The 25,353-nt window shown below is 71.8% G+C and carries 22 protein-coding genes; 15 read left to right on the forward strand and 7 right to left on the reverse strand.

Annotated elements, in window-relative coordinates:
- Positions 1–122 precede the first annotated feature (122 nt).
- From GE115_RS06095 to GE115_RS06110, 4 genes are read left to right on the forward strand one after another with little or no spacing between them, the layout of a single operon-like run.
- On the forward strand, positions 123–1,418 hold the full coding sequence (locus GE115_RS06095; protein WP_153683848.1) for an ABC transporter substrate-binding protein: 1,296 nt from the start codon (positions 123–125) through the stop codon (positions 1,416–1,418).
- Positions 1,415–2,317 (forward strand): carbohydrate ABC transporter permease, encoded by a 903-nt coding sequence (locus GE115_RS06100; protein ID WP_312854941.1) that lies wholly within the window; start codon positions 1,415–1,417, stop codon positions 2,315–2,317. Before GE115_RS06095 ends, GE115_RS06100 begins: the two co-directional genes overlap by 4 nt.
- Positions 2,317–3,291, forward strand: a complete 975-nt coding sequence (locus GE115_RS06105; protein ID WP_153683849.1) for a carbohydrate ABC transporter permease — start codon at positions 2,317–2,319, stop codon at positions 3,289–3,291. The genes GE115_RS06100 and GE115_RS06105 overlap by 1 nt, the downstream gene beginning before the upstream one ends.
- 2 nt (positions 3,292–3,293) lie before the next feature.
- Positions 3,294–5,306 carry a glycoside hydrolase family 127 protein gene (locus GE115_RS06110; protein WP_216648764.1) on the forward strand — a complete coding sequence of 671 codons (2,013 nt, stop codon included), beginning with the start codon at positions 3,294–3,296 and terminating at the stop codon, positions 5,304–5,306.
- A 250-nt stretch (positions 5,307–5,556) separates the two neighbouring features.
- Here the strand turns inward: GE115_RS06110 and GE115_RS06115 are convergent, their stop codons facing one another.
- A complete protein-coding gene (locus GE115_RS06115) occupies positions 5,557–6,942 on the reverse strand; it encodes a hypothetical protein (protein ID WP_153683851.1) in 1,386 nt (461 codons plus the stop codon).
- Positions 6,943–7,115: 173 nt separating this feature from the next.
- Between GE115_RS06115 and GE115_RS06120 the strand changes: the two genes are divergently transcribed.
- The 7 genes from GE115_RS06120 (at position 7,116) to yicI (ending at position 15,534) form a co-directional block, all read left to right on the forward strand.
- Positions 7,116–7,490: a VOC family protein gene (locus tag GE115_RS06120; protein ID WP_153683852.1), complete on the forward strand. Its 375-nt coding sequence runs from the start codon at positions 7,116–7,118 to the stop codon at positions 7,488–7,490.
- 96 nt (positions 7,491–7,586) lie between these two features.
- Complete coding sequence (locus GE115_RS06125) at positions 7,587–8,549, forward strand: GlxA family transcriptional regulator (protein ID WP_153683853.1); 963 nt, start codon at positions 7,587–7,589, stop codon at positions 8,547–8,549.
- 208 nt (positions 8,550–8,757) lie between these two features.
- Entirely contained in the window at positions 8,758–9,771 is a 1,014-nt protein-coding gene (locus GE115_RS06130) for a LacI family DNA-binding transcriptional regulator (RefSeq protein WP_153683854.1), read from the forward strand.
- Between the two features lie 155 nt (positions 9,772–9,926).
- The gene (locus tag GE115_RS06135) at positions 9,927–11,219 is read left to right on the forward strand and encodes an ABC transporter substrate-binding protein (RefSeq protein ID WP_153683855.1); all 1,293 of its coding nucleotides are present in this window, start codon (positions 9,927–9,929) and stop codon (positions 11,217–11,219) included.
- Positions 11,220–11,311: 92 nt separating this feature from the next.
- Positions 11,312–12,205 (forward strand): carbohydrate ABC transporter permease, encoded by an 894-nt coding sequence (locus GE115_RS06140; RefSeq protein WP_153683955.1) that lies wholly within the window; start codon positions 11,312–11,314, stop codon positions 12,203–12,205.
- The gene (locus GE115_RS06145) at positions 12,205–13,206 is read left to right on the forward strand and encodes a carbohydrate ABC transporter permease (protein ID WP_153683856.1); all 1,002 of its coding nucleotides are present in this window, start codon (positions 12,205–12,207) and stop codon (positions 13,204–13,206) included. Before GE115_RS06140 ends, GE115_RS06145 begins: the two co-directional genes overlap by 1 nt.
- A gap of 63 nt (positions 13,207–13,269) precedes the next feature.
- The gene (gene yicI, locus GE115_RS06150; protein WP_153683857.1) at positions 13,270–15,534 is read left to right on the forward strand and encodes an alpha-xylosidase; all 2,265 of its coding nucleotides are present in this window, start codon (positions 13,270–13,272) and stop codon (positions 15,532–15,534) included.
- An 84-nt stretch (positions 15,535–15,618) separates the two neighbouring features.
- Here the strand turns inward: yicI and GE115_RS06155 are convergent, their stop codons facing one another.
- Complete coding sequence (locus GE115_RS06155; protein WP_153683858.1) at positions 15,619–16,011, reverse strand: MerR family transcriptional regulator; 393 nt, start codon at positions 16,009–16,011, stop codon at positions 15,619–15,621.
- A 69-nt stretch (positions 16,012–16,080) separates the two neighbouring features.
- On the opposite strand from GE115_RS06155, the gene GE115_RS06160 reads away from it, so the two are divergent.
- From GE115_RS06160 to GE115_RS06175, 4 genes are all read left to right on the forward strand, one after another.
- Positions 16,081–17,379 (forward strand): MFS transporter, encoded by a 1,299-nt coding sequence (locus GE115_RS06160; RefSeq protein ID WP_153683859.1) that lies wholly within the window; start codon positions 16,081–16,083, stop codon positions 17,377–17,379.
- A 99-nt stretch (positions 17,380–17,478) separates the two neighbouring features.
- Positions 17,479–18,480, forward strand: a complete 1,002-nt coding sequence (gap, locus tag GE115_RS06165) for a type I glyceraldehyde-3-phosphate dehydrogenase (protein ID WP_153683860.1) — start codon at positions 17,479–17,481, stop codon at positions 18,478–18,480.
- A gap of 291 nt (positions 18,481–18,771) precedes the next feature.
- Positions 18,772–19,626 (forward strand): alpha/beta fold hydrolase, encoded by an 855-nt coding sequence (locus GE115_RS06170; RefSeq protein WP_312854942.1) that lies wholly within the window; start codon positions 18,772–18,774, stop codon positions 19,624–19,626.
- Between the two features lie 176 nt (positions 19,627–19,802).
- Positions 19,803–20,210 (forward strand): helix-turn-helix domain-containing protein, encoded by a 408-nt coding sequence (locus tag GE115_RS06175; RefSeq protein ID WP_153683861.1) that lies wholly within the window; start codon positions 19,803–19,805, stop codon positions 20,208–20,210.
- A gap of 50 nt (positions 20,211–20,260) precedes the next feature.
- Here the strand turns inward: GE115_RS06175 and GE115_RS06180 are convergent, their stop codons facing one another.
- From GE115_RS06180 to GE115_RS06200, 5 genes are all read right to left on the reverse strand, one after another.
- Positions 20,261–20,878 carry a ClpP family protease gene (locus GE115_RS06180; RefSeq protein ID WP_153683862.1) on the reverse strand — a complete coding sequence of 206 codons (618 nt, stop codon included), beginning with the start codon at positions 20,876–20,878 and terminating at the stop codon, positions 20,261–20,263.
- Positions 20,875–21,567, reverse strand: a complete 693-nt coding sequence (locus GE115_RS06185; RefSeq protein ID WP_153683863.1) for a ClpP family protease — start codon at positions 21,565–21,567, stop codon at positions 20,875–20,877. The genes GE115_RS06180 and GE115_RS06185 overlap by 4 nt, the downstream gene beginning before the upstream one ends.
- Before the next feature lie 128 nt (positions 21,568–21,695).
- The gene (locus GE115_RS06190; protein ID WP_153683864.1) at positions 21,696–22,784 is read right to left on the reverse strand and encodes a DUF2207 family protein; all 1,089 of its coding nucleotides are present in this window, start codon (positions 22,782–22,784) and stop codon (positions 21,696–21,698) included.
- A 98-nt stretch (positions 22,785–22,882) separates the two neighbouring features.
- Positions 22,883–24,769 (reverse strand): Ig-like domain-containing protein, encoded by a 1,887-nt coding sequence (locus GE115_RS18515; RefSeq protein ID WP_216648765.1) that lies wholly within the window; start codon positions 24,767–24,769, stop codon positions 22,883–22,885.
- A gap of 25 nt (positions 24,770–24,794) precedes the next feature.
- On the reverse strand, positions 24,795–25,353 hold a 559-nt coding region (locus GE115_RS06200; protein WP_172979729.1), incomplete at its 5' end, for a fibronectin type III domain-containing protein.

Genomic DNA, 25,353 nt, shown 5'->3' on the forward strand with positions numbered 1-25,353 from the left:
AAGGCCTTTCGGAAGGTTTCGGATCGCAGCGCCTCCTCGCGATCGCGACCAGTGCACCCGAGCGGCCGTGCAATCGCAGACCCGGGCCCACGGCCCGCTCAACGACGAGCAAGGAGACACAGATGACCCGCACCATCCGCCGGGGTACGCGAGCGCTCGCGCTGCTCGCTGCCGGCGCGCTCACCATCGGCCTCGCCGCCTGCGCCTCCGGCGACGGCGAAGAGGCATCCAGCCTCGCCGACGCCGGTGCCGAGGGCGTCGACGACGGCTCGACGCTCACCCTCTGGACCCGGGCCCCGCTCGAGAAGCAGGCCAACCTGCTCGTCGACGCGTACAACGAGTCGCACGAGAACCAAGTCGAGCTCACGGTCGTGCCCAACGACGACTACGTCGCGAAGGTCGGCGCGGCCGCCGGCTCGAACGGCCTGCCCGACCTGTTCGCCGCCGACATCGTGTACGTGCCCAACTGGGTGCAGCAGGGCCTCTTCCAGGACCTGACCGCCAACATCGACGGCCTCGACTTCAAAGACGAGATCAACCAGGGCCACCTCTCGGCCGGCACCTACGAGGGCGACGAGTACGTGCTGCCGTTCGTGCTCGACCTCTCGATGCTGTTCTGGAACAAGGAACTCGCGACCGAGGCCGGCCTCGACGCCGAGGCCGGCCCCGCCGACCTCGCCGAGTTCGCCGAGTGGGCCAAGGCCATCCAGGGGCTGAACAAGCCCGACACCTACGGCACCGCGACGGGCCTCAACTGCGGCGGATGCCTCGTCTTCACCTGGTTCCCGAGCGTCTGGGCCGACGGCGAGGAGGTGCTCAGCGACGACGGCACCGAGTCGCTGCTCGCGAGCGACACCGCGAAGGAGGTGTACGCCACGTGGAAGGACCTCTGGGACTCGGGTGCCGTGCTGCCCGCGTCGCAGGACGAAGCGGGCCCGACCTGGACCGCCGCGTTCACCGAGGGCAAGGTCGGCCTCATGCCGTACCCGGCGACCCTGCTCTCGTCGACGCCGTTCGACGTCGGCGTCGCCGGCATCCCCGGCCCGAACGGCGGCGGCTCGACGTTCGTCGGCGGTGACGGCATCGGCGTCTCGAAGGACTCGAAGAAGGCCGCGCAGGCGTGGAACTTCCTCAACTGGATGATGTCGGAGGATGCGCAGGTCGGCGTCCTCGCCAAGAACAACGACGTCGTCTCGCGCGCCGACCTCGCGACGAACGAGTACTCCGAGCAGGACCCGCGCCTGATCACGATCAACGAGGTCGCCGCGAACGGCGACACCCCGGTCGCGATCAACTTCCAGCAGGCGTTCAACGCGCCGTCGAGCCCGTGGCTGACGCTCGTGCGCAACGCGGTGCTGGGCGACGGCGAGACCGTCGACGCCGACAACGACGAGATCACGGCGGTGCTCCAGCAGTGAGCACCGTCGCCCGCGGCGCCGGGCGGGTCACCCCCGCCCGGCGCCGCAGCGCCCTCACCGGCTGGCTCTTCGCCCTGCCGACGGCGCTGTTCGTGCTGCTGCTGTTCGTGCTGCCGCTGGCGCTCGTGCTGCAGATGTCGGCCAGCGACTGGCCGCTGCTGGCCGGCAACCAGGGCTGGAACCTGCCGGAGAACTACGAGGACGCGGTCTCGAACCGGTTCTTCCTGGATTCGGTCTGGTTCACCCTGAAGTACACGGTGCTGACGACGGTCATCCTGCTCGCCCTGAGCCTGGGGCTCGCGATGCTCGTACAGGAGTCCACTCGCTGGAAGGGATTCCTGCGGACCGCGTTCCTCGTGCCGAGCGCCCTCGGCCTGGCATCCGCGTCGCTGCTGTTCTACGTGCTGTACTCGCCGATCGCGGGCCCCTTCGCGGACCTGATGGCGTCGTGGGGCATCACGTTCCTCGGCACACCCGACGGTGCGCTGTGGTCGACCATCTTCCTGATCGTCTGGCGGTACGCGGGCTTCTACATGCTGCTCATGCTGGTGGGTCTGCAGGGCATCCCCGACGACGTGTACGAGGCGGCCCGCATCGACGGGGCATCCCGCTGGCAGACCTTCCGCAGCGTGACCATCCCGCTGCTGCGCCCGACCCTCGCGCTGACCACCGTGCTGTGCGTCACCGGATCGCTGCTCGCGTTCGAGCAGTTCTACATCCTCACCAAGGGCGGGCCCGACAACTCGACGATCACGATCGTGCAGCTCATCTACAGCGTCGCGTTCCAGGGGCAGAACGACCTCGGCGTCGCCGGCGCGCTCTCGGTGATCGTGCTGCTCGCGCTCGTCGTGATCAACATCGCGCAGATCCGCGCGTTCAACCGGAAGGCGGAGGACTGATGTCGACGACCGCGCCGCGCCGCTCGCGCGATCCGTTCGCGGATGCCCCGCCCACCGACTCGACGGTCGCGGTCGTCGCGCCGCAGCACCGAGGGCGCGCCCGCGGTGCCGGCGGCCGTCGCGGCGGAGCCGGCGGGCGCACCCGGCCGACCACCTTCGCGGGCATCGCCCTGCGCACGCCGTACTGGGTGCTGACCGCGGGCCTCGCGCTGATCTTCCTCTACCCGCTCATCTGGACCGCGATCTCGTCGGTCTCGCCGCTCGCGGGCACCAACCAGGTCGACGGCTGGGGCCTCGGCAACTACGTCACGCTCGCGAACTATCAGGCGGGCATCTGGGTGTACCTGTTCAACTCGCTGTTCGTGTCGCTGCTGACGGTGGCGCTCACGCTCGGCATCTCGCTGCTCGGCGGGTACGCGTTCGCCAGGTTCCGCTTCCCCGGCAAGGACCTGCTGTTCCTGTCGACGCTCGCGATCCTGATGGTGCCGTACGCGACGCTGCTGATCCCGCTGTACGTGCTGCTGAACGCGGTGGGCCTCTCGAACTCGCTGGTCGGGGTCGCGCTGGTGCTCACGATGTTCCAGCTGCCGTTCTCGATGTTCATGATGCGCATCTCGTTCGAGTCGATTCCCCGCGAGATGGACGAGGCGGCGATGGTCGACGGCTGCACCGCCTGGAGCGTGCTCTGGCGCGTCCTGGTGCCTGCCGTGAAACCGGGCCTGATCACGGTCGGCCTGTTCGCCTTCCTCGCCGCGTGGAACGACTTCATGGCCCCGCTGATCCTGATCACCGATTCGAACCGGATGACCCTGCCCCTCGCGATCTCGAACCTGCGCGGGCAGGTGCAGGGCGTCGTCGACTACGGCGCGACCGAGGCGGGCGTCGTCGTGCTGGCACTGCCGTGCATCCTGCTGTTCCTGATCCTCCAACGCCACTACGTGCGCGGCTTCATGTCGGGCGCCTTCAAGGGATGAACATGACCCGCTCCACCACCGCTCACCTCGCTCCGGTCGCACCCGTCGCGCCCGCGCCGGTTGCGCCCGTCGCGCCGAGCGCGGGTGCGCTGCGCCCGCTCGGGCTCGACGAGGTCGCCATCACGGGCGGCTTCTGGCATCGCCGACAGGAGGTCAACGGCGAGGCCACGCTCGCGCACATCGAGCACTGGCTCGAGCGCGAGGGCTGGCTCGCGAACCTCGACCTCGCGGCGTCCGACCCGGCGGCGCTCGCGTCCGGCCGTCGGGGCCGGGAGTTCAGCGACTCGGAGGTCTACAAGTACCTGGAGGCGCTCGCGTGGGAGATCGGGCGACGCGGCGGGGCGGATGCCTCGGGCGACGCAATCGCGCCGGCGGGCGCCGCGGCGGTCGACGCGCTCGAGGCGCGCTTCCGCGCGATCGTCGCCCGGGTGGCCGCGGCGCAGGAACCCGACGGCTACCTGAACACGCGCTTCGGCCGGCCCGGGCAGCAGCCTCGCTGGTCGGACCTCGAGTGGGGCCACGAGCTCTACTGCCTCGGGCACCTGTTCCAGGCGGCGGTCGCGCGCGCGCGTACCCGGCCGGGGGCCGACGACGGCCTCGTCGAGGTGGCCCGGCGGGCGGCCGACCTCGTGTGCGAGGTGTTCGGCGCGGGCGGCGATCCGCGGATCTGCGGGCACGCCGAGGTGGAGCTGGGCCTGGTCGAGCTCGGTCGCGCGCTGGGGGAACCGCGCTACGTCGACCAGGCCCGCCGCTTCGTCGAGCGGCACGGGCGCGGCACCCTGGCCGACATCGAGTGGGGCCGGTCGTACTACCAGGACGACGTCGCCGTGCGCGACGCCGAGGCGCTGCGCGGCCACGCGGTACGCGCGAACTACCTGTCCGCGGGGGCCGTCGACGTCGCGATCGAGGCCGGCGACGATGAACTGCTGGGGGCGCTGCATGCCCAGTGGGACCGCACGGTCGAGCGCCGCACGTACGTGACGGGCGGGCAGGGCTCGCACCACCAGGACGAGGCCTTCGGCGAGGACTGGGAGCTGCCGAGCGACCGCGCGTACTCCGAGACGTGCGCGGGCGTGGCATCCGTCATGTTCAGCTGGCGCCTGCTGCTCGCGCACGGCGACGCGCGCCACGCCGACCTCATCGAGCGGACCCTGTTCAACGTCGTCGAGACCTCGCCGGATGCGTCGGGTACGGCGTTCTACTACGCCAATACGCTCCACCAGCGCGTGCCGGGCGCGCCGGCCGACGCCGACACGGTCTCGCCGCGCGCGCACTCGTCGCTGCGTGCGCCGTGGTTCGAGGTGTCGTGCTGTCCGCCGAACACGGCGCGCACCTTTGCGAGTCTCGCCGCGTACGTCGCGTCGGCGGATGCCTCGGGCATCCAGTTGCACCAGTACGCGCCCGCGTCGATCCGCACGCGGCTCGACGACGGGCAGGAGGTCGCGATCGACGTGGCGACCGAGTACCCGGCCTCCGGCCGCGTCGCGGTACGCGTACTCACGGATGCCTCGTCGCCGTGGCGGCTCTCGCTGCGCGTGCCGGCGTGGGCCACGGGTGCGCGGCTCGTCGTGCGTCCGGCCGACGGCAGCCCTTCGCAGGCCATCGACGCCGATGCGCACGGTCGCGCGGGCACGGTGTCGTTCGAGCGCTCGTGGCGGTCCGGTGACGAGGTCGAGCTGGGACTGCCGATGCGATCCCGGTTCACGGCCCCCGACGCGCGGGTCGATGCGGTGCGCGGATGCCTCGCCGTCGAGCGCGGTCCCGAGGTGTACGCGCTCGAGTCGGTCGATCTCGGCGGTACGGCGCTCGAGGCATCCGACTTCGCCGACCTGCGCGTCGATCCGGCCGTGCCGCCGCGCGAGACCGACGGCGATGCCGGCGCACCTCGCGTCGTGGTGCGACTCGTCGATCCGCGAACGGATGCCTCCGCCGACGTGCCGCTCGTGCCGTACCACGCGTGGGCCGAGCGTGGCCCGTCGACGATGCGGGTGTGGCTGCCGGTGCTCGGAGTCTGACCTCGGGCGGCGACCGTCGACCGCGATCGATCGCCGGCGAATGTTCCTTCTCCGAAGTCGGTTTCCGAAGTGCCGGAGTCCCGAGGCGCCGATGTGCCGGAGTGCCGAAGTACCGAAGTGCCGAAGTACCGAAGTGCCGAGGTGCCGGAGTGCCGGAGTGCCGGAGTTCCGAGGAGCCGGGAGTCGTGCGGTGGCGAACACGCCGAAGGGCCCGCGGCCGAAGCCGCGAGCCCCTGCGGGGTGCCGTGCGTCAGGCGCGCGAGCGGGCGAGACGCGTGGCTGTCACCGCGGTGCCGCCGAGCACGAGCAGCGCGAGCGCCGCCATCGCCGCAGTGGCGTCGAAGCCCGTTTCGGCGAGGGCCCGCTTCGCGGTCTGCGCCGTGTTCGGGGCCGTGGCCGCCGTGCCATTGCCACCAGCGGTCGGCGTCGTCGGGCTGCTCGGCGTGGCGGCGGCGATCGTCACCGGCGTGGTCGCGATGGTCTCACCTTCGAGCAGCACGACGATCTCGTGCGCTCCGGCAGGGGTCGCGGCCGGGATGGCGGTGTCGACGGCGAATGCGCCCTCGGCGTCGGTTGTGACGAGCCCGAGGGGCTGCGGCGTGGAGTGGAGCTCGAGTTCGTACTCGGTGTTCGCCGCGAAGCCGGTGCCCTCGACCGTGATGTCGCCGCCGGCGACGAAGTCACCGGTGACCTTCAGCTCGGGATCGCCCGGCTCGGGGTCCACCGGACCGGCGGGGTCGCAGTCGGCGGCGGTCGCCCGGGCGAGTTCGACGTCCCCGTGCGCGGGGCCCGATCGCACCACCAGCTGTGCCCCTGCCGGGAGCGCGTACGACTTCACGACGTCGGTGTCTTCGAACACCGCGAGTGCGTCGAGGTACTTCCCGTCCTGGTAGACGACCGCCGAGTAGGTGGCATTGATCAGATGCTCGGCACGGGCGTGGTTCGTGACGGTGACCGTCGCTGCCTCGCACACGGAGACGTCGATCGAGGCCGCTGCGGCGAAGTCGCCGAGTGCGCAGGGCGCGACGGTGCCGGAGAACTCGCCGGTACCCTGGCCCTGGTACCCGGCCACGCTGACCGTGTAGGCGTTCTCGCTGAACTTGTCGGCCAGCGCGTACGACGCCTGGAAGTCGGCGCCGAACGCGACGGACTCGGCGACCACGACGCCGTCGATCGTGACGGTGACCGTGTTGGGGGTCGGGTTCGCGGGGACCGCGGGAGTCACCACGACCGTCTCGGTGACGGCGTCCTTCGCCTCCACCTCGACGTGCTTCTGGGTGGCGCCGGTGAACTTGTAGAAGTCCCAGTCGTACCAAGTGTCGTCGCCCGCCCACTTGTGCGTCAGGCGGTACTCGCCGGTTCCCTTCCACTGGAACCAGACGAGCTTCTGCTTCTCGTACTGGTAGTCGGTGTGGCTCACCTCGGCCACGGCGGGCGTGACCACGCGCTCCTCCGTCACGGCGGGCACCTCGGGCTGGGTGGCGTAGCCGGTCAGGTCGACGTCGAGCACGAGACAGCTCGTACCGGCGATCTCCTGGGCGGGGCCTTCGGTCGCCGCGGCCGGGGCTGCGGTACCGCCGATCGCGAGGCCGGCGCCGAGCACGGCGACGACCAGCGCGGAAAAGGGGCGCTTCATCGGGTTCCTTCGAGTGGGGTCGGGCAGGCGAGACGGGGATCTCGGCCGGGGGATGCTGCGAGCCTATGGCTCTCGAATCGTGCGGATCGGCGCGAATCGGCACTTGTCCCCCGCTTTGGGGGCGGCGACCCTCGCGGGGCCGCTGTGTCGGCGGGTGCTGCGAGGGTGAGCGCATGAGCGGACACGAGCATCGCATTCCTCGCAGCATCGACTACATCGAACTCAAGGTCACCGACCTCGAGGTCGCGCAGCAGTTCTACGGTTCCGCCTTCGGGTGGTCGTTCACGCCCTATGGGCCCGAGTACGCCGGGTTCCGGACGTCGGCGGAGGCCGACGGCGAAGAGGCGGGCGGGCTCGCGCTCGCCGAACAGGTGACGCGCGGCGGCCCCTTCGTGCTGCTGTTCAGCGACGACCTCGAGGCCACCGTCGCGGCAGTTCGCGCGGCCGGCGGCGAGATCGTCGACGGCCCGTACGAGTTCCCGGGCGGGCGCCGGTTCCACTTCCTCGACCCGAGCGGCAACGAACTCGGCGTCTGGGCGGCCGCCTGACCCGCTCGACCTCCATGGCTCGGTCGCCCGCGCGGCTCGCGAGACCCACGCGGCCCGCTGACGGGCCCTGCAGGCCACGCGGGTACGCTCCAAGGCATGGCCAAGCCCCGGCTCCACCGCGTCGCGGTACTCGTCCTCGAGGGCGCGAAGCCGCTCGACGTCGGCATCCCGGCGCAGGTCTTCACGACCCGGCAGTCCATGCCGTACGAGGTGCGCGTGTGCGGTGCGGCGCCCGGGCCGGTCTCGGGAGGCGACGGACTCTCGTACCACGTGGCCGACGGGCTCGAGGCGTTCGACTGGGCGGAGACGATCTTCATCCCGGGCTACCGGCATCCCGACCGCGAGGATCCGCCCGCGGCGGTCGTGGATGCGCTCCGCGCCGCGCACGAGCGGGGCGCCCGCCTCGCGGCGATCTCGACCGGGGCGTTCGCGCTCGCCGCGACCGGGCTGCTCGACGGCCGGCGCGCCACGACGCACTGGCACTACACGCGCGCGCTGGCGGCGAGGCATCCGCTCGTCGAGGTCGACGAGAACGTGCTGTTCGTCGACGAGGGGAGCCTGCTGACGTCGGCGGGCGCAGCGTCGGGCATCGACCTGTGCCTGCACCTCGTGCGGCGCGACCACGGCGTGGCGCTGTCGAACCACGTCGCGCGGCGGCTCGTCGCGGCGCCCTACCGCAGCGGCGGCCAGGCGCAGTACGTGCCGCGCAGCGTGCCCGAGCCGCTCGGCGACGTCTTCGCCGCGACCCGCGAGTGGGCGCTGCGCCATCTCGCGCAGCCGCTCACCATCGGCGACCTCGCCCGACACGCGACCGTGTCGCCTCGCACCTTCTCGCGACGGTTCGTGGAGGACACCGGCTACACGCCCATGCAGTGGGTGCTGCGGGCTCGCGTCGACCTCGCGCGCGAACTGCTCGAGCGCAGCGAGCTCGGCATCGAGCAGGTCGCGACGGCCGTCGGCCTCGGCACGGGGGCGAACCTGCGGCTGCACTTCCAGCGCATCCTCGGCACGTCGCCGAGCGAGTATCGGCACACGTTCCGCCGGTCGTCGGACGGGTAGCCGGAACCGGGCCGCGCCCGGCGCACCGGCCGCGGTTGCCGCCGCGCCCCGACGGCCAGTCGCGGAGGCTCGCGAACCAAATGTTGGAATCTCGAACAAAAGCCTTGCGGAGTTCGCCGCGGCGTGCGTATGCTCGCTCTCACGTCATCGAAGCGCTTCGAAATCGAAGCGCATCGATGACCTCGACAACGAAGCCGAAGGGGGCGTGATGGCGACCATCAGCGACGTGGCACGCGCCGCGGGCGTCTCCATCTCCACGGTGTCGTACGCCCTCTCGGGCAAGCGCACCATCACGGCCTCGACGCGAGCCCGCATCGAGGACGCGATCCGCGAACTCGACTACCAGCCGCACGCCGGGGCCCGCATGCTCGCCGGCGCGACGACGAACATCCTCGCGCTGTCGGCGCCCATCCACACCGACGGGCACCTGCCGACGCACATGCGGTTCGTCACGGCGGTCGTCGACACGGCTCGCCGCTACGACTACGACGTGCTGCTGCTCGCGACCGACGACGACGTGTCGGGCATCCGCCGCGTCGCGGCGTCCTCGCTCGTCGACGGCGTCGTGGCCATGGGCGTCAAGGCGCACGACGAGCGCGTCGAGATCGTCAAGCGCGCGGCACTCCCGGCGGCGTTCATCGGCGTGTCGGGCGAGCACGGCGACGGCGTCGCCTGCGTCGACCTCGACTTCGAGCGCGCGGGGCGGCTCGCGATCACCACGCTCGCCGACGCCGGCCACCGGACGGTCGGGGTGGTCGGCCACCCGCCCACCTACCTCGAGCGGGGAACCGGCTTCGTCCAGCGGTTCAACGCCGGACTCGAGGCCGAGGCGGCGGCGCGGGGCATCCGCATCGACGTCGTCTCGCCGACGCTCGCGAGGGGCGACGCCGAACGGGCGTTCGACGACCTGCTCGACGCGTCGCCCGAGATGACCGCGGTGCTCTTCCACTGCAACGAGCCGGTCGTCGAGGCGGTGCTGCGCCGCATCCGCGAGCGCGGCCTCGAGGTGCCGACCGACCTGTCGGCGTTCGCCGCCTGCGCGAGCTACGACACGTCGCACCTCGCCGTCCCACTCAGCTCCATCCCGCTGCCGCTCGACCAGATGTGCCGCATCGCGGTCGAGTCCGCCCTGCGCCAGGTGCGCGGGGTCGACGCGCTCGGCGTCGAACTCATCCCGCCCGTCGCCGAGGATCGCGGGTCGGTCGCCCGACCTCGGCGCTGAGGCATCCGCACCACCGAATCGTCACCACCGCATCGTCACCACCGCACCGCCACGACGGATCGTCACTCCGAGATCCGCGACCAACCGAAGAAGTCCGTCGAATCGCGCGCATCATCGAAGCGCTTCGACACATCCCCACCGAGAGGAACAGCATCATGAGGATCCCCAAGCGCGGCATCGGCGCCGTCGCAGCACTCGCGGCCACGGCGGCCCTGCTCACCGGCTGCTCGGCCGGCGAGGAGTCCGACCCGAACACCCTGAAGCTCTGGCACTTCGAGGGCACCGACAGCGACGTCGGCATCGCCTGGAACCGGGCCATCGAGATCTTCGAGGAGGAGACCGGCGCCACCGTCGAGTACGAGGACAAGAGCTTCGAGCAGATCCGCTCCACGGCGAGCCAGGTGCTGAACTCGAACGAGGCGCCCGACGTCATGGAGTCGCCGAAGGGCAACGCGACCGCCGGCCTCCTCGCCAGCCAGGGCCTGCTCGCCGACATCACCGAGGCCGTCGAGGAGTACGGCTGGGACGACATGCTCGCCCCGTCGCTGCAGACGACCGCGAAGTACTCCGACGAGGGCATCATGGGCTCCGGCCCCTGGTACGGCGTCCCGAACTACGGCGAGTACGTGACCGTGTACTACAACAAGACCGCGTTCGACGAGCTGGGCCTGGCCGAGCCGACGACGTACGCCGAGTTCGAGGAGATCCTCGACACGTTCGCCGCGCAGGGCACCACGCCCATCGCCCAGGCCGGCGGCGAGTACCCGCTGGGCCAGCTCTTCTACCAGCTCGCCCTCTCGCAGGCCGACCGGCAGTTCGTGAACGACTACCAGCTCTACGAGAACCCCGTCGACTGGCAGGGCCCCGAGCTCACCTACGCCGCCGAGAAGATCGTCGAGTACGTCGACAAGGGCTGGATCTCGGCCGACTCGACCGGCCTCAAGGCCGAGGACATGGGCGTCGCGTTCATGAGCGGCGAGTACCCGATGATGGTCTCCGGCTCCTGGTGGGCCGGCCGCGTGATCAACGAGGCGACCACCTTCGAGTGGGACACGTTCGCGTTCCCCGAGACGGAGCTGGTCCCGGGATCCTCGGGCAACATCTGGGTCGTGCCCGAGAACGCGGGCAACAAGGACCTCGCGTACGAGTTCATCGACATCACGATGCGTCCCGAGATCCAGGCGCTCATCGGCAACAACGGCTCGATCCCCGTCGCCGCCGACCCGGCCGACATCACCGACGAGAAGTCGGCCGCGCTCATCACGGAGTTCAACGAGGTGGTCGAGCAGGACGGACTGGCCTTCTACCCCGACTGGCCCACGCCGAACTTCTACGATCAGCTCGTGGGTGCGCTCCAGGAGCTCGTGAACGGCACCCTCACGCCCGAGCAGACGCTCGAGCAGCTCGGCACCGAGTACGAGGACGGGGTCGCCGACATCGTCGGCTGACCCTCGGGCCGAAAGGAACCATCGTGGTCTCCACCCTCGCCGAGCGACCCCGCACGTCGCGGCGATCCGACGGCATGAGCGCCATCTCGGGCATGCGATCGAGCGGGTTCTGGTTCTACCTCATCCCGGGGCTCGTGCTGTTCACGTTCATCATCCTGATTCCGCTGGTGTGGAACGTGTACCTGAGCTTCACGGACTGGCGGGGCGTGCGCCCGCCCGAGTTCATCGGCTTCGAGAACTGGATCGAGCTGTTCCAGGACCAGAAGTTCTGGGCCTCGTTCCGCAACTCGCTGTCGATGATCGTCGCGATGGTGATCATCCCGACGCTGCTCGGCCTGGTGCTGGCGGCCCTGCTCTTCGACGTCATCGGGCGCAAGTTCGGCGGGCGGGTCGCGAGCTTCCTTCGGGCCACGTACTACCTCCCGCAGATCCTGCCCGTCGCGATCGCCGCGATCGTCATCGGCTGGATCCTCCGCCCCGAGAACGGCGCGCTGAACACGGTGCTCGAGTCCATCGGGCTCGGTGCGCTCCAGCACAACTGGCTCGGCAGCCCCGACACGGCGATGCCGTCGATCATGGCGGTGATGGTCTGGGTGCAGATCGGCTACCCCGTCGTCATCTTCATGGCGGCCCTCCAGCGGGTCGACCCCGAGCTGTACGAGGCGGCGGAGCTCGACGGCGCGGGCTGGTTCCAGCGGTTCCGCTACATCACGGTGTCGGCGATCCGGCCGGAGATCTTCGTGGTCACGCTCACCTGCACCATCGCCGCGCTGAAGGTGTTCGGCCCGATCTACGCCCTCACGGGCGGCGGGCCGGGCACCGCGACGATCGTGCCGAGCTACTACTCGTACATCGAGTTCTTCCAGAGCCAGCAGGTCGGCTACGGCGCGACGATCGCGACCGCGCTGACCGTGGTCGTGGTGCTCGTGGCGATCGGGTTCATCCGCCTGCAGACGCGTGTCGAACGATCGGAGGGTGAGCGCTGATGTCGCACACCGATTCCCCGGGCATCCGGGATGCCGAACCCCTCACCCCGCTCTCGGCGGCGGGTGCCGGAACGGTGCCGTTGGTCGGCGCCGACCTGGCCGGCGATCCGTCGGCGGTGGGCGGGCGGTCCTCCCGCGAGCAGCGCCGGCGTCGCCGGGGCGACGGGGCGCCCAAGGCGAAGAAGTCCGCGAAGGACTGGATCTGGCTCGCCGCGGCGATCCTGTTCGGCCTCCTCGTGGCCGTGCCGTTCATTCTCATCCTCATCAACTCGTTCAAGTCGCCCGAGGACTACAACACGTCGGGCCCGCTGCTGCTGCCGAAGGAGCTCTACTTCGACGGCATCGTGAACTTCTGGAACCGCGTCGACTTCCCGGAGAAGCTCTGGAACAGCTTCATCATCTCGGGCTCGGTCGCCGTGCTCGCGGTGGCGCTGTCGGTGCTGAACGCGTACGCGCTCGGCATCGGGCGGGTGAAGTACCGCACCGGCATCCTGCTGCTGTTCCTGCTCGCCGACCTGATCCCGCAGGAGGCGCTGCTGTTCCCGCTGTACTACATGTTCAAGTCGGTGGGCCTCTACGATACGCAGCTCGCGATCATCATCATCTTCACGGTGATCCAGGCGGCGTTCGGCACGTACCTGCTCTCGAGCGTGTTCGGCACGTTCCCGAAGGAGGTGCTCGAGGCGGCGGCGCTCGACGGCGCGGGCCGGCTGCGCACCCTCGTGAAGGTGGTGCTGCCGATCAGCAAGGGCACGCTGTCGGTGCTGCTCATCTTCTTCTTCATCTGGACGTGGAACGAGTTCCTCATCCCGCTGAGCTTCCTCGTCTCGAACGACAATCAGACGGTTCCGGTCGCGATCACCACGCTGCAGGGCGACCGGCTGATGGATGTCACGACGACGAGCGCTTCGGCGCTGCTCGGCGTCATCCCGACGCTGATCTTCTTCCTCATCTTCCAACGCACGCTCACGCGCGGCATCACCGCCGGCGCGGTCAAGTAGCCGACGTCTCGCACCGAGGCGGATGCCGCAGCGACGGCCCGCTCGAAAGGAACCACCCCTCCCATGAAGTTCACCGACGGGTTCTGGCAGATCCGGCCCGGCATCGAACCGCTGTACGCCCGTGAGGCGTACGACATCCAGGCCGACGGCGAGCACCGGCTCCAGGTCTTCGCGACGACCGGTGTCATCGCCAAGCGCGGCGACACGCTGAACCGGCCGCTGCTGACGGTGACGCTCTCCTCGCCGCTGCCCGACGTCATCGGCGTGCGCATCGAGCACCACTCGGGCGGCCCCCGACCGCAGGGCTTCGACCTCGTCGGCGCCGAGGACGGTCACGGCGTGGTCGTCGTCGACGAGACGGGCGGGTCGCTCACCTCGGGCCGGGTGTCGGCGCGGGTGGCGCAGGGCGCCCCGTTCGGCCTGTCGTTCGAGGCGGAGGGTCGCACGATCGCGACCGCGGGCGACAAGTCCATCGCGAACATGCGCGTTCGTCCCGACGCCCAACTCGACGGCGTGCCCGTGGGCAACGCCCGCGGCGGCACGGCTCGCGCCGCGGCATCCGCGTACACGTTGCAGCAGCTCTCGCTGGGCGTCGGCGAGCTCGTGTACGGGCTCGGCGAGCGGTTCGGGCCGCTCGTGAAGAACGGCCAGACCGTCGACATCTGGAACGCCGACGGCGGCACCTCGTCGGAGCAGGCGTACAAGAACGTGCCCTTCCACCTGACGAACCGCGGCTACGGCGTGCTCGTGAACGACACCGGCCACGTGTCGTACGAGGTCGGCTCGGAGGCGGTCGAGCGCGTGCAGTTCTCGGTCGCCGGCGAGTCGCTCGAGTACTTCGTGATCTACGGCGGCACTCCGGCCGGCGTGCTCGAGCGCTACACCGAGCTCGTCGGCCGCCCGGCGCGCGTGCCGGCCTGGTCGTACGGGCTGTGGCTGTCGACCTCGTTCACGACCGACTACGACGAGGCGACGGTGACGCGCTTCGTCGACGAGATGGCCGCGCGCGAGCTGCCGGTCAGCGTGTTCCACTTCGACTGCTTCTGGATGCGCGAGTTCAACTGGTGCGACTTCGAGTGGGACCCGCGCACGTTCCCCGATCCCGACGGCATGCTCGCGCGCCTGCACGAGAAGGGCCTGCGCGTCTGCGTCTGGCTGAATCCGTACATCGGCCAGCGGTCGAAGCTCTTCGCCGAGGCGGCCGAGCGCGGCTACCTCGTGAAGCGCCCCGACGGCTCGGTCTGGCAGTGGGACCTCTGGCAGGCCGGCATGGGCCTCGTCGACTTCACGAATCCGGATGCCACGCGCTGGTATCAGGACCACCTGCGACGGCTCGTGGCGCAGGGCGTCGACTGCTTCAAGACCGACTTCGGCGAGCGGATCCCGCTCGAGGTCGAGTACTTCGACGGCTCGGCGCCCGACCGCATGCACAACCGCTACACGCAGCTCTACAACGAGGCCGTGTTCGAGGTGCTCGAGCAGGAGCGCGGCGAGGGGGAGGCGGTGCTCTTCGCACGGTCGGCGACGACGGGCGGCCAGCGGCTGCCCGTGCACTGGGGCGGCGACTCGACCTCGACGTACGAGTCGATGGCCGAGACGCTCCGCGGCGGGCTGTCGCTCGCGCTGTCGGGCTTCTCGTTCTGGAGCCACGACATCGGCGGCTTCGAGGGCACGCCGGATGCCGGGGTGTTCAAGCGCTGGGTCGCGTTCGGCCTGCTCGGCACGCACTCGCGCTTCCACGGCTCGGGCTCGTACCGGGTGCCGTGGGCGTTCGACGAGGAGGCCGTCGAGGTGACGCGCGTCTTCACGAAGCTGAAGCTCTCGCTGATGCCCTACCTCTACCAGCAGGGGCTCGACGCGTCGGCGACCGGCATCCCGGTGATGCGGCCGATGGCGCTCGAGTTCCCCGACGACCCGGGTGCGGCGTACCTCGACCGGCAGTACCTGCTCGGCCCGTCGCTGCTGGTGGCGCCCGTGTTCAGCGAGTCGGGCGAGGTCGACGTCTACCTGCCGTCCGGCCGGTGGACGAACTGGTGGACGGGCGACGTCGTCGACTCGCAGGGCACGTGGCGCCGCGAGCGGCACGGGTTCGACACCGTGCCCCTGTACGTGCGCGAGGGCGCGGTGCTGCCGATCGGGGCCGACGAGACGCGCCCCGATTCCGACTACTTCGAGCGGCTCACGATCCGCGTGTACCCGGGGGCGACGGATGCCTCGGGCGCCACGGTGACCGCTCCCGACGGGCGGTCGGCACGGTTCACCGTGTCGGGGGGAACCGTCTCCGCCGACGGCGACGCGGGCGACTCGTGGGGGTTCGAGTTCGCCTGACCGTGTCGTCGGCACGGGTGGGCGCCCGGTGGCTTCGGCCGCCGGGCGCCCATTCCGTGGTGCGAGCCGGGCCGGGCGCCGGGATCAGTCGGGACGGTCGCCGGCGGCTTCCGCGAGCACGACGGCGTGCTCGGTGCGCGCGAGGTAGTCGCGGATGGTGTCGCGGCTGCGCGAGAGGCAGGCGATGCGCTCCTCGATGCCGGCGAGCTCGGCGGCGAGCCGCTCGGCCACCGCGCGGGGGCAGCTCGGCCGGGCTTCGGCGACCGCGTCCTCGAGGTTCATGACCTCCTTCACGAGCTTCGTCGGCAGGCCCGACTGGATGAGCCCGGCGATGCGCGCGACGCGATCGACATCGTCGTCCGCGTACGACCGGTAGCCGTTCGCCTGGCGGCTGGGGGCGATGAGCCCCTGCTGCTCGTAGTAGCGGACGAGCCGGGTGGAGATCCCGGCGTCGCGGGCCAGTTCACCGATGCGCATGCGTGCTCCGATCGGAAGTCGCGAGAGACCTTGACATTGACACCAATGTCAAAGTTTAGCGTCGGAAGCATGGACGACACCACCCGTTCCACCGCGCCGGCTCCCACCGCTTCGCCGGCCCCCACCGCTTCCCCGGTCGCCGTGCCGACACGGGCCGCCCGCCTGCCCTGGCCATCGCTGCTCGTGCTCGGCGGCGCCGCCTTCACCATGGTGACCGCGGAGATGCTGCCCACCGCCGTGCTGCCGCAGATGAGCGCCGGCCTCCGCGTCAGCGAGGCCGAGACGGGCCTGCTCGTCTCGATCTGGGCCGCCATCGTCGTGGTCGGCAGCATCCCGCTCATGCGCCTCACCCGGCGGGCGGATCGCCGCGCCGTCATCGCCTGGAGCCTCGTCGCCCTAGCCGCGTCGTCGGCGCTCACGGCGGTCGCGCCCGCCTACGAGTTCGTCGTCGGCGCCCGCGTCTTCGGCGCGCTCGCGGTCGGGCTGCTGTGGGCGACGACCAACGCCCACACCGCCGACCTCGTGCCCGACGACGCGCTCGCGCGCGCCGTCGCCGTCGTGCTCGGCGGCGCCACGCTCGGCACCGTGCTCGGCACCCCGATTGCGAGCCTCGTCGCGGACGCGGTCGGCTGGCGTACCGTGTTCGCCGGGCTCGCGGTGCTCGGGCTGGTCGCCGCGCTGCTGGTCGCGACCGTCGTGCGCCGGTCGACGGGCGGCGCAGCCGACGAGGCTCCGGATGCCTCGGGCGCGGCACCGACCGCGGGCCCGCGGGCGACAAGGGGAGCGCAGCGTCCGCACCTGGGCCCGCGCATGCGGGCGATGATCGCGGTGCTCGGACTCGTCGCCCTGCTGCTCGTCGGCCACTACGGCGTCTACACGTTCGTGACCCGGCTCGTCGAGGTGCCGGCCGCCGGAGTGCCGGGCGGAGTGGGGGCGATGCTCCTCGCCTTCGGCATCGCCTCGGCGGTCGGCGTGGGCCTCGCCGGCCGGTTCGGTGCGCGCACCGGGCGCGCGCTCCTCGTGAGCGCGATCGGCACGGGCGTCGCCGTCGCGGCCCTCGCGGTGGTCGACACCCACCCCGTGGTCGGCGTCATCGTGGTCGTGGCGTGGGGCGTGGCATCCGGTGCGCTGCCGCCGCTCGCGCAGACGCTCGTCCTGCGCCTTGCCGGCCCCGAGGGCCGCGGGCTCGCGTCGGCGCTCATCCCGGTCGTGTTCAACCTCGGCATCGCGATCGGCGCGGCCGCGGCGGCGGGGCTCGTCGCCGGCGTGGGCGTGAGCGCCGTTCCGCTCGCGGGCGCCGCCGTCATCGGGGCATCCGTCGTCGGCTTGGCGCTCGCCGTGCGCATGCCGGATCGCACCTCGAACTGAACGTGGCGAGAACCTTGCGGACACTGTCTCGATTGCCGCTCACTCTGGCGCCCGGTTTGCGTTGAACCTAGTGGAGCGAACGAAAGGAACACCTCGCACATGACCACTCGCATCGCCATCAACGGCTTCGGCCGCATCGGCCGCAACGTCCTCCGCGCCATCGTCGAGCGCGACGCCGACTTCGAGGTCGTCGCCGTGAACGACCTGACCGAGCCCGCCGCGCTCGCGCGCCTGTTGAAGTACGACACCGCGGGGGGCCGCTTCGGCCACCCCGTCGAGGTCGACGGCGACACGCTCGTCGTCGCCGGCCGCCGCGTCAAGGTGCTCGCCGAGCGCGACCCCGCGAAGCTCCCCTGGGGCGACCTCGACGTCGAGCTCGTGCTCGAGTCGACCGGTCGCTTCACCGACGCAGAGGCCGCCAAGGCGCACCTCGCGGCCGGCGCGAAGAAGGTCCTCGTGAGCGCACCCTCGAAGGGCGCCGACGTGACCCTCGCCTACGGCGTCAACACCGAGGCGTACGACGCCGCCGCGCACACGATCGTCTCGAACGCGTCGTGCACCACGAACGCCCTCGCGCCGCTCGCGAAGGTGCTCGACGACCTCGCCGGCATCGAGCACGGCTTCATGACGACCGTGCACGCCTACACGCAGGACCAAAACCTGCAGGACGCCCCGCACAGCGACCCCCGTCGCGCCCGCGCAGCTGCCGAGAACATCGTGCCGAGCTCGACCGGCGCCGCGAAGGCGATCGGCCTCGTGCTGCCCGGCCTCGACGGCAAGCTCGACGGCGACGCCATGCGCGTGCCCATCCCCGTCGGCTCGATCGTCGAGCTGAACACGACCGTCGCGCGCGAGGTCACCCGCGACGAGGTGCTCGCGGCGTACCGCGCGGCGGCCGAAGGCCCCCTCGCCGGCGTGCTCGAATATTCCGAGGAGCCGCTCGTGTCGAGCGACATCGTCGGCAACCCGCACTCGTCGATCTTCGACGCCGAACTCACCCGCGTCGGTGGCAAGCACGTCAAGGTCGTCGCCTGGTACGACAACGAGTGGGGCTTCTCGAACCGCGTCATCGACTCGCTGGGGCTGCTCGCCAAGGGCTGATCCCGCACCGGATGCGCCGCCGCGCCGGCGAGGGAGTGGAGCCCTCGCCGGCGCGGCGTCGTCGTTCCAAACCGTCGTTCCGCGCCGGGTCGTCTCGCGCGGCGTCGTCGTTCCAAACCGTCGTTCCGCGCCGGTATCGTCGTCGGGTGCAGACCTTCACCGCCCGCGACGGCCGGACCATCGCCCNGTCGTCTCGCGCGGCGTCGTCGTTCCAAACCGTCGTTCCGCGCCGGGTCGTCTCGCGCGGCGTCGTCGTTCCAAACCGTCGTTCCGCGCCGGTATCGTCGTCGGGTGCAGACCTTCACCGCCCGCGACGGCCGGACCATCGCCCACCACCTGATCGGCTCCGGCACGGCGGGCGAGGCCTCTGCCGGCGTCGAGCCCGCCCTCGTCGTCCCGGGCGGGGCCTGCCGCGGCGTCGAGTACCTCGAGGATCTCGCGGGCGCGGCATCCGTTCGCTCGCTCGCGGTGCTGCACCCGCGCGGAACGCCGTCGACCGGCGGACGCTCGCGCGGCTGGTGGACCGACGCCGACGACCTGGTCGATCTCGCCGATCACCTCGGGCTCGCTCAGGTCGACGTCGTGGCGCACTCGGCCGGAACCCGGCTCGCGCTCGCCGCCGCCGTGCGGTATCCCGAACGCATCCGCAGCCTCACGCTCGTCACGCCGCCCGCGATGTGGCTCACGGGCACGCCGTGGGACGGTCGGGCCATCGCCGACCGGAGGGCCGATCCCGAGCTCGAGGTCGCCCTCGCCTCGCTCCTCGGCGCCGACCCGGTCGAACAGGCCGACTTCGAGCGGCACCGCGTGGTCGAGGGGCCCGCGGGCTACGCGAAGTGGACCGACCGCGAACGCGCGCACGTCTCGGTCGGCGACTGGGAGCTCGCGGCCGACCTGGCCTGGTTCGAGGGCATCCCCGACGACGCGGCCGACCGCGTGCGCGAGGCATCCCTGCCGCCCGTCACCGTCATCGCGGGCGACGGCGACCTCCTCGTCGGCGTGGCGCCCGTGGTGGCCTACGCCGAACTGCTGCACGCCGAGCTCGTGATGCTCGCCGAGTGCGGCCACTACCCGTGGGTCGAGCAGCCCGAGGCGTTCCGCGCCGCGCTCGGCCGCGCGCTCGCGCGCGACACGACACGCGCCTGACGGTCGACAAGTGGACAAATCGACCTGCGACAAGTCGACAAGTCGACAAGTCGACAAGTCGACAAGTCGACAAGTCGACCTGTTACAAGTCCACAAGCAGACCGCGCGCGTGTGTTGAGTTCTGCTGTCAGCGGATGCACGAGACATCCGCCCGCGGGCTGGGTAGCGTCGCGTCCATGGACGCGGTTCGGAGGGTGGAGACGGGCGATCGGCCGACGTTGCTGTGGCGCGAGGCGCTCGGCGCGTTCCTGCGCGGAACGAGGCTCGAGCAGGAACGCATCCTCGCCGACGTCGCCCGCGGCGCCGGGGTCTCGGTGCAGTACCTCTCCGAGATCGAGCGCGGCCGCAAGGAGCCGTCGAGCGAGATCCTCGCGGCCGTCGCCGGCGCGCTCGGGCTGACGCTCGTGGATGTCGCGGCCGGGGTCGCCGGCCAGCTGGTCGGCCAGCCGGTGCGGATGCCGCGACCGGTCGCCGTGCTCGACCTCACGGACGCGCGGTCGCAGCGCACCGTCGCCCCGTGGCACGAGACGTCCGTGCCGGTGACCCCATCGGCTGGCGCACGAGGCGTGGCGCTCGCCGCCTGACGCGGCTGCCGCCGACCGGCCGGCCCGCCGGCCCGCAGCAGCCGCACCCGCTACGCGGCCGGCAGCTGCCCGATGCCCATCCGCTGCACCGCGACGACGTGGTCGGCGACCCCGTACTCGACCGCGGCCGCCGCCGGCAGGATGAGGTCGCGATCGGTGTCGAGCCGGATCTGCTCGACGGTGCGTCCCGTGTCGTGGGCCAGCACCTCCTCGAGCTCGGCGCGCACGCGCAGCACCTCGTCGGCGTGGATGATGAGGTCGGGGATCGAGCCGCGGCCCTGGGTCGAGGGCTGGTGCAGCACCACCCGGCTGTGCCGCAGGATGCTCCGCATGCCGGGTGCTCCGCCGGCCAGCAGCACGGCCGCGGGGCCGCCCGCCTGGCCGACGCAGGTCGTCGCGACCGGCGGACGCATGTGCTGCATCGTGTCGTACACCGCGAGGGTGGCGTGCGGCGAGCCGCCGGGCGAGTTGATGTAGAGGTGCACCGGCGCGTCCGGGGCATCCGCCTCGAGGTGCAGCAGCTGCGCGATGAGCACGTTCGCGACACCGTCGTCGATCTCGGTGCCGACCGTCACGATGCGCTCGGCGAGCAGCCGGCTGTAGACGTCGAGGGTGCGCTCGGTGTTGCCGCGACGCTCGACGACGTAGGGGATCGAGTAGCTGCTCATGCCGACACCCCCTCGGCGCCCGCGAGCACGCCGCCGCCGGCCGTCGCGAGCGGGTGCTCGGGGGCATCCGACCGGAACCCGGCGCCCACCGGCCGCGCCACCATGCGGGGGTGGATCTCGGCGGCGTCGTACGCGACGCGGTCGACGAACCCGTAGGCGACGGCCTCCTCGGCGGTGACCCACCGGTCGCGCAGCGAGTCCTCGGCGATCCGCTCGAGCGGCTGGCCGGTGTGGCGGGCGAGGAGGGCCAGCACGGTGTCGCGCGTGTGGCGCAGGTCGTCGGCCTGCAGCTCGACGTCGACCGCGGTGCCGCCGATGCCCGCCGAGCCCTGGTGCATCAGGATGCGCGCGTGCGGCAGCGCGAGCCGCTTGCCGGGCGTGCCGGCCGACAGCAGGAACTGGCCCGCGCTCGCGGCCATGCCGATCGCGACGGTCACCACGTCGTTCGGGATGGCCCGCATCACGTCCATGATGGCGAGCATCGCGGGCACGGAGCCGCCGGGGGAGTTGATCCAGAACGCGATGTCGCGGTCGGGGTCCTCGGCCGAGAGCATGAGGAGCTGGGTCGTCAGGCGGTTGCCGAGGTTCTGGTCGAGCTGGTCGCCGAGCACGACGATCCGGTCGCGGAAGAGGCGGGTCGAGAGGTCGGCATCGATCGGATGCAGCGGGGCTGGGGTCTCATCGGTCATGTCCCCAGCGTGCGCCGCCGGCCCCGGCGCAAGCCAGCGGATCCGCCGTGGGCAGTTCTGCCCTCGGCGGCTCTGCCCTGGGCGGTTCCGCCATGAGCAGCACCGGCGGCGGGCCGGAGCCGCAGACGCTACGGCGCCAGGTCCCCGATCGCCCCGAACACCTCGCCGGCCGCCTCGAGCACGCCGCCCGAGGCATCCACCAGGTCGCCCACCGCGAAGGTGAGCTCGCCGAGCTCGCCGATCGCGTCGGCGACGAGGAACAGCGAGTGCGCGAGCTCGAGTGCATCGCCGAGATTCGCGAGGGATGCCGCGTCGAGCTCCGCGTAGTCGAGCTTCAGGTCGCGGAGCCACTCGCGCTCGATGCCGAACAGCACGGCGTAGGGCAGCAGCCGCTCGTGCAGGCGGAATCGCCCGGCACGCGTGCCGAGCGTGGCCTGCACGTCGGCGGGGACGTCGAGCAGTTCGGCCGTCTGCGGCGCCTGCAGCGCGCGGATGCGGTCGGCCTCCGCCAGCCGCATGTACTGCCGCAGGCCGTCGAGGTGCTCGCGCCACGGGCGGGCCGCGGCCGTGAACCGGCGGCTGCGGCCGCTCGGGATCACCGACAGCGCCGCGATGATCACGGCGAGCGCGACACCGGCGATCACGGTGGGCGCGCCGGCACCGGCGACGAGGGTGGCGAGCAGCACGATGCAGATCGCGACCAGCGCCAGCCACGAGAACGAGCGCAGCACCTGCCGCGCGCTCGAGACGCCGGCGACGAGGCCTGCCCGCGTCAGCTCGTCGACGGTCCAGGCGACGAGCGTTCGGATGCGCCGGCCGACGACGCGCGCGTCGCGCGAGAACCGGCGCACGCGATGGTTCGGATGCCCCGTCCCGAACAGCGCCTCGAGCAGCGCGAGGTCGCGCGCGGTCAGGGCGGCGTCGTCGACGATCTCGGCGGCGACGGTGGCCCGCTTGCCGCTGGAGGCATCCGCGATCAGGCGCACCTTGCGCGTCGTCGCGAGTTCGAGCAGCGCCGCCGACGCGGCTCGGCGGTCCTGCCCCGCGAGGACGGCGTCGCCCATGACGGATGCCCCCCGCCGCGGCGCGTACTCGACGACGAGCGAGCGCGGCAGGCGGCCCACGCGCACGCGGGCGCCGATCGCGAGGCCCAGGAGGAGCGCGGCGAGGCACGCGGCGACGACGGCGACGACGAGGATCGGGGAGGAGTCGGTCACCGCGTCAGTCTAGGCATCCCCGCGCGCACGTGACGGCGTGCGCGCACGCGAACGGGGGCGGATGCTCGTGGCATCCGCCCCCGTGGCCGTCCCTCGGACTAGGCGGCCCGACGTGCCCGGATCCGGGCGGCGAGCACGAGCGCGAGGCTCGCGACCGCGATGAGGCCGGCCGCCGTCCAGGCCAGGCCCTCCGCGAGGCCGGCACCGGTGTCGGCGAGCCCCGCGGCCGATGCGGCTGCGGCAGCGCCGATCGTGACCGATGCGCTCGCCACGGTCACGCCGTCGATGGTCACGACGACGGTGTGCGCGCCGGCGGTCGTCGACGTCGGGATCGTGCCCGTGAAGGTGAATCCGCCGGCGGCGTTCGTCGAGACGGTGCCGAGCGTCTGCGGCGTCGAGTGCAGTTCGACCGCGAAGCCGGCGGTCGCCGGTGCGAGCCCGGTCGCTCGCACGGAGACGGTGCCGCCGGGCACGAGGTCGCCCGACACCTGCACGGAGCCCCTGACGGTCGTCGGGTCGACCGGGGTCGTCGTCGGCGGTGTCGTCGGAGGCGTGGTCGGCGGGGTCGTCGGCGGCGGCGTGGTGGGCGGCGTCGTCGGGCCGGTGCCGCCGTCCTCACGGGGCAGCGCACGGAAGAACTCGCCGACCTTCGCGATGGCCTCGTCGGCGAACGCGTGGTTCGCCGGGATGTTCGGGCTCGACGGGTTGCCGCCCGTCTGGTGCTTCACCCACCACCAGTCGGTCATGTACTCGCGGTACGTGCCGTCGCCGTTGTCGCGGATCCACTGCTGCACGATCGGCGCGGGCTGCCCGTCGACGGTGCGGTCGCCGTCGAGCTCGAGCAGGAAGGGCACCTGCAGCTTCGGGGCGATCGCGAGGGCCGCGGCGGGGTCGCCGCCCGGGCGGAACTCGACGCGCTGGCCTGCGCTGCCGTTCGTGACGTACTGGGTCTTCAGGCCCGGCAGGTGCGCGTTCACGAGGTCGCCGTAGAGGTGGGCGAAGTCGGAGTTGGTGTCGCGGATGTGCAGGTCGTTGCCCGATGCGCCGTCGAGGCGGAGGTCGAAGAAGTACACCGCGTCGACGCCGTTCGCCACAGCCTGCGCGTTGACCTCCTTCAGGACCGCGCGCGTGTTGTGGCACCACGTCCCGCCGAAGAACAGGACGTGGTCGCCGTCGCTCTCGAGCAGGTGCACGAGCTCGGGGTACGTGATGTTCCGGATGCGCCAGTCGTGGTCGGACTCGTCGATGATCGTCGGGCCGCCCCAGTTCTCGCCGGTGCCGACCTGCGAGACGTGCTTGGCGTCGACGACCTCGTCGGAGAACGCGAACTGGCTGATCGCGTCGAGCTCGGCGCCCGTGCCGAGCACCGCCGCGACCTTCGACTCGAAGCTCGCCAGCCCGGCCGGATCGGCCAGCTGCTCGGCGGTGACGGTCTCGGTGAGCGCCGACACGATGCGGTCCTCGGCCCCGGCCTCGGTGTGCGACCGGTCGTAGACGAACAGGTACGGGTCGTCGGTTCCGTCGAACGGCGTCTGCGTCTCCTTGGTCGCGCCGAGCGCGTCGGTCACGAGCCGGGCCCAGAGGGCCGCGGCGTCGGCATTGGCGGTGGTGCGGATGTCGAGCGCGTCGCCGTCGAGCTTCGGGTCGAAGGCGTAGATCCGCTCGACGCCGGCCGACTTCGCGACCGCGTCGATGGCCTTCGCGGAGGCCGCGATGTGCGGGTCCTCGACGCCGCCGACGAGGAAGGCGAAGCGCCCCTCCTGGGCGAGCAGCCATTCGAACCGCTCGAAGGTGACGGTCTCGAGGACGCTGTCGGAGATGCCGTACGCGTCCTCGATGTAGTCGACGGTGTCGATCGCGGCATCGCCGGCGTCGGCCGCGGCCGGAGCCGACGCGAACGCGGTCGCGCCGGCCAGGACGGCGCCGGCCGTCGCGACCGCGGTGGCGATCGCGACGCCTCGGCGGCGGGGTCGGTGGTTGGGCATGGGGTTCCTTTCGTGGAGGGGTGCGTCAGGCGGGGCTGGCGCCGTGATCGGGGGCGGATGCCTCGGGCGACGCCGTCGCGGGCGCGGTGGCGGGCCGGCGTCGCCGAAGCACCTGCTGGCCCAGCAGCGCGAGTCCGCCGACGGCGACCAGGGCTACGAGGATGCCCGCACCCGCGAGCCAGCCGGGCGCACCGGCATCCGTCGCGGTGGCGGTCGTCTCGACCCGGTCGGTCGGCGACGATCCCGCCTTCGCGCCCGCGATCCGCGCCGACGTCGAGGCCGGCGAGGCGACGCCGTCGCCGACGGCGTTCGTGGCGAGCACGGTGGCGGTGTAGGTGCCCGCGCCGAGCTTCGCGAAGGTGTAGCTCGTCGACGTCGCGGGCACGGGGACCACGGTGCCGCCGTTCAGGGCGAGCTTGTAGCCCGTGACGGCCGAACCGCCGTCGGCGGGTGCGGTCCACGTGATGGTGAGCGAGCTGCCCTTGACGGTGAGCTTCGGCGCCCCCGGCGCGAGCGGCGCCGTGGCGGCCACCGCCGCCGGTTGCGCCGCGCTCGCCGGGTCGGCGGCGGTGCCGCCGGCCGCG

This window comes from Agromyces agglutinans, from assembly GCF_009647605.1.
In the GTDB taxonomy this organism is placed as follows: Bacteria; Actinomycetota; Actinomycetes; order Actinomycetales; family Microbacteriaceae; genus Agromyces; species Agromyces agglutinans.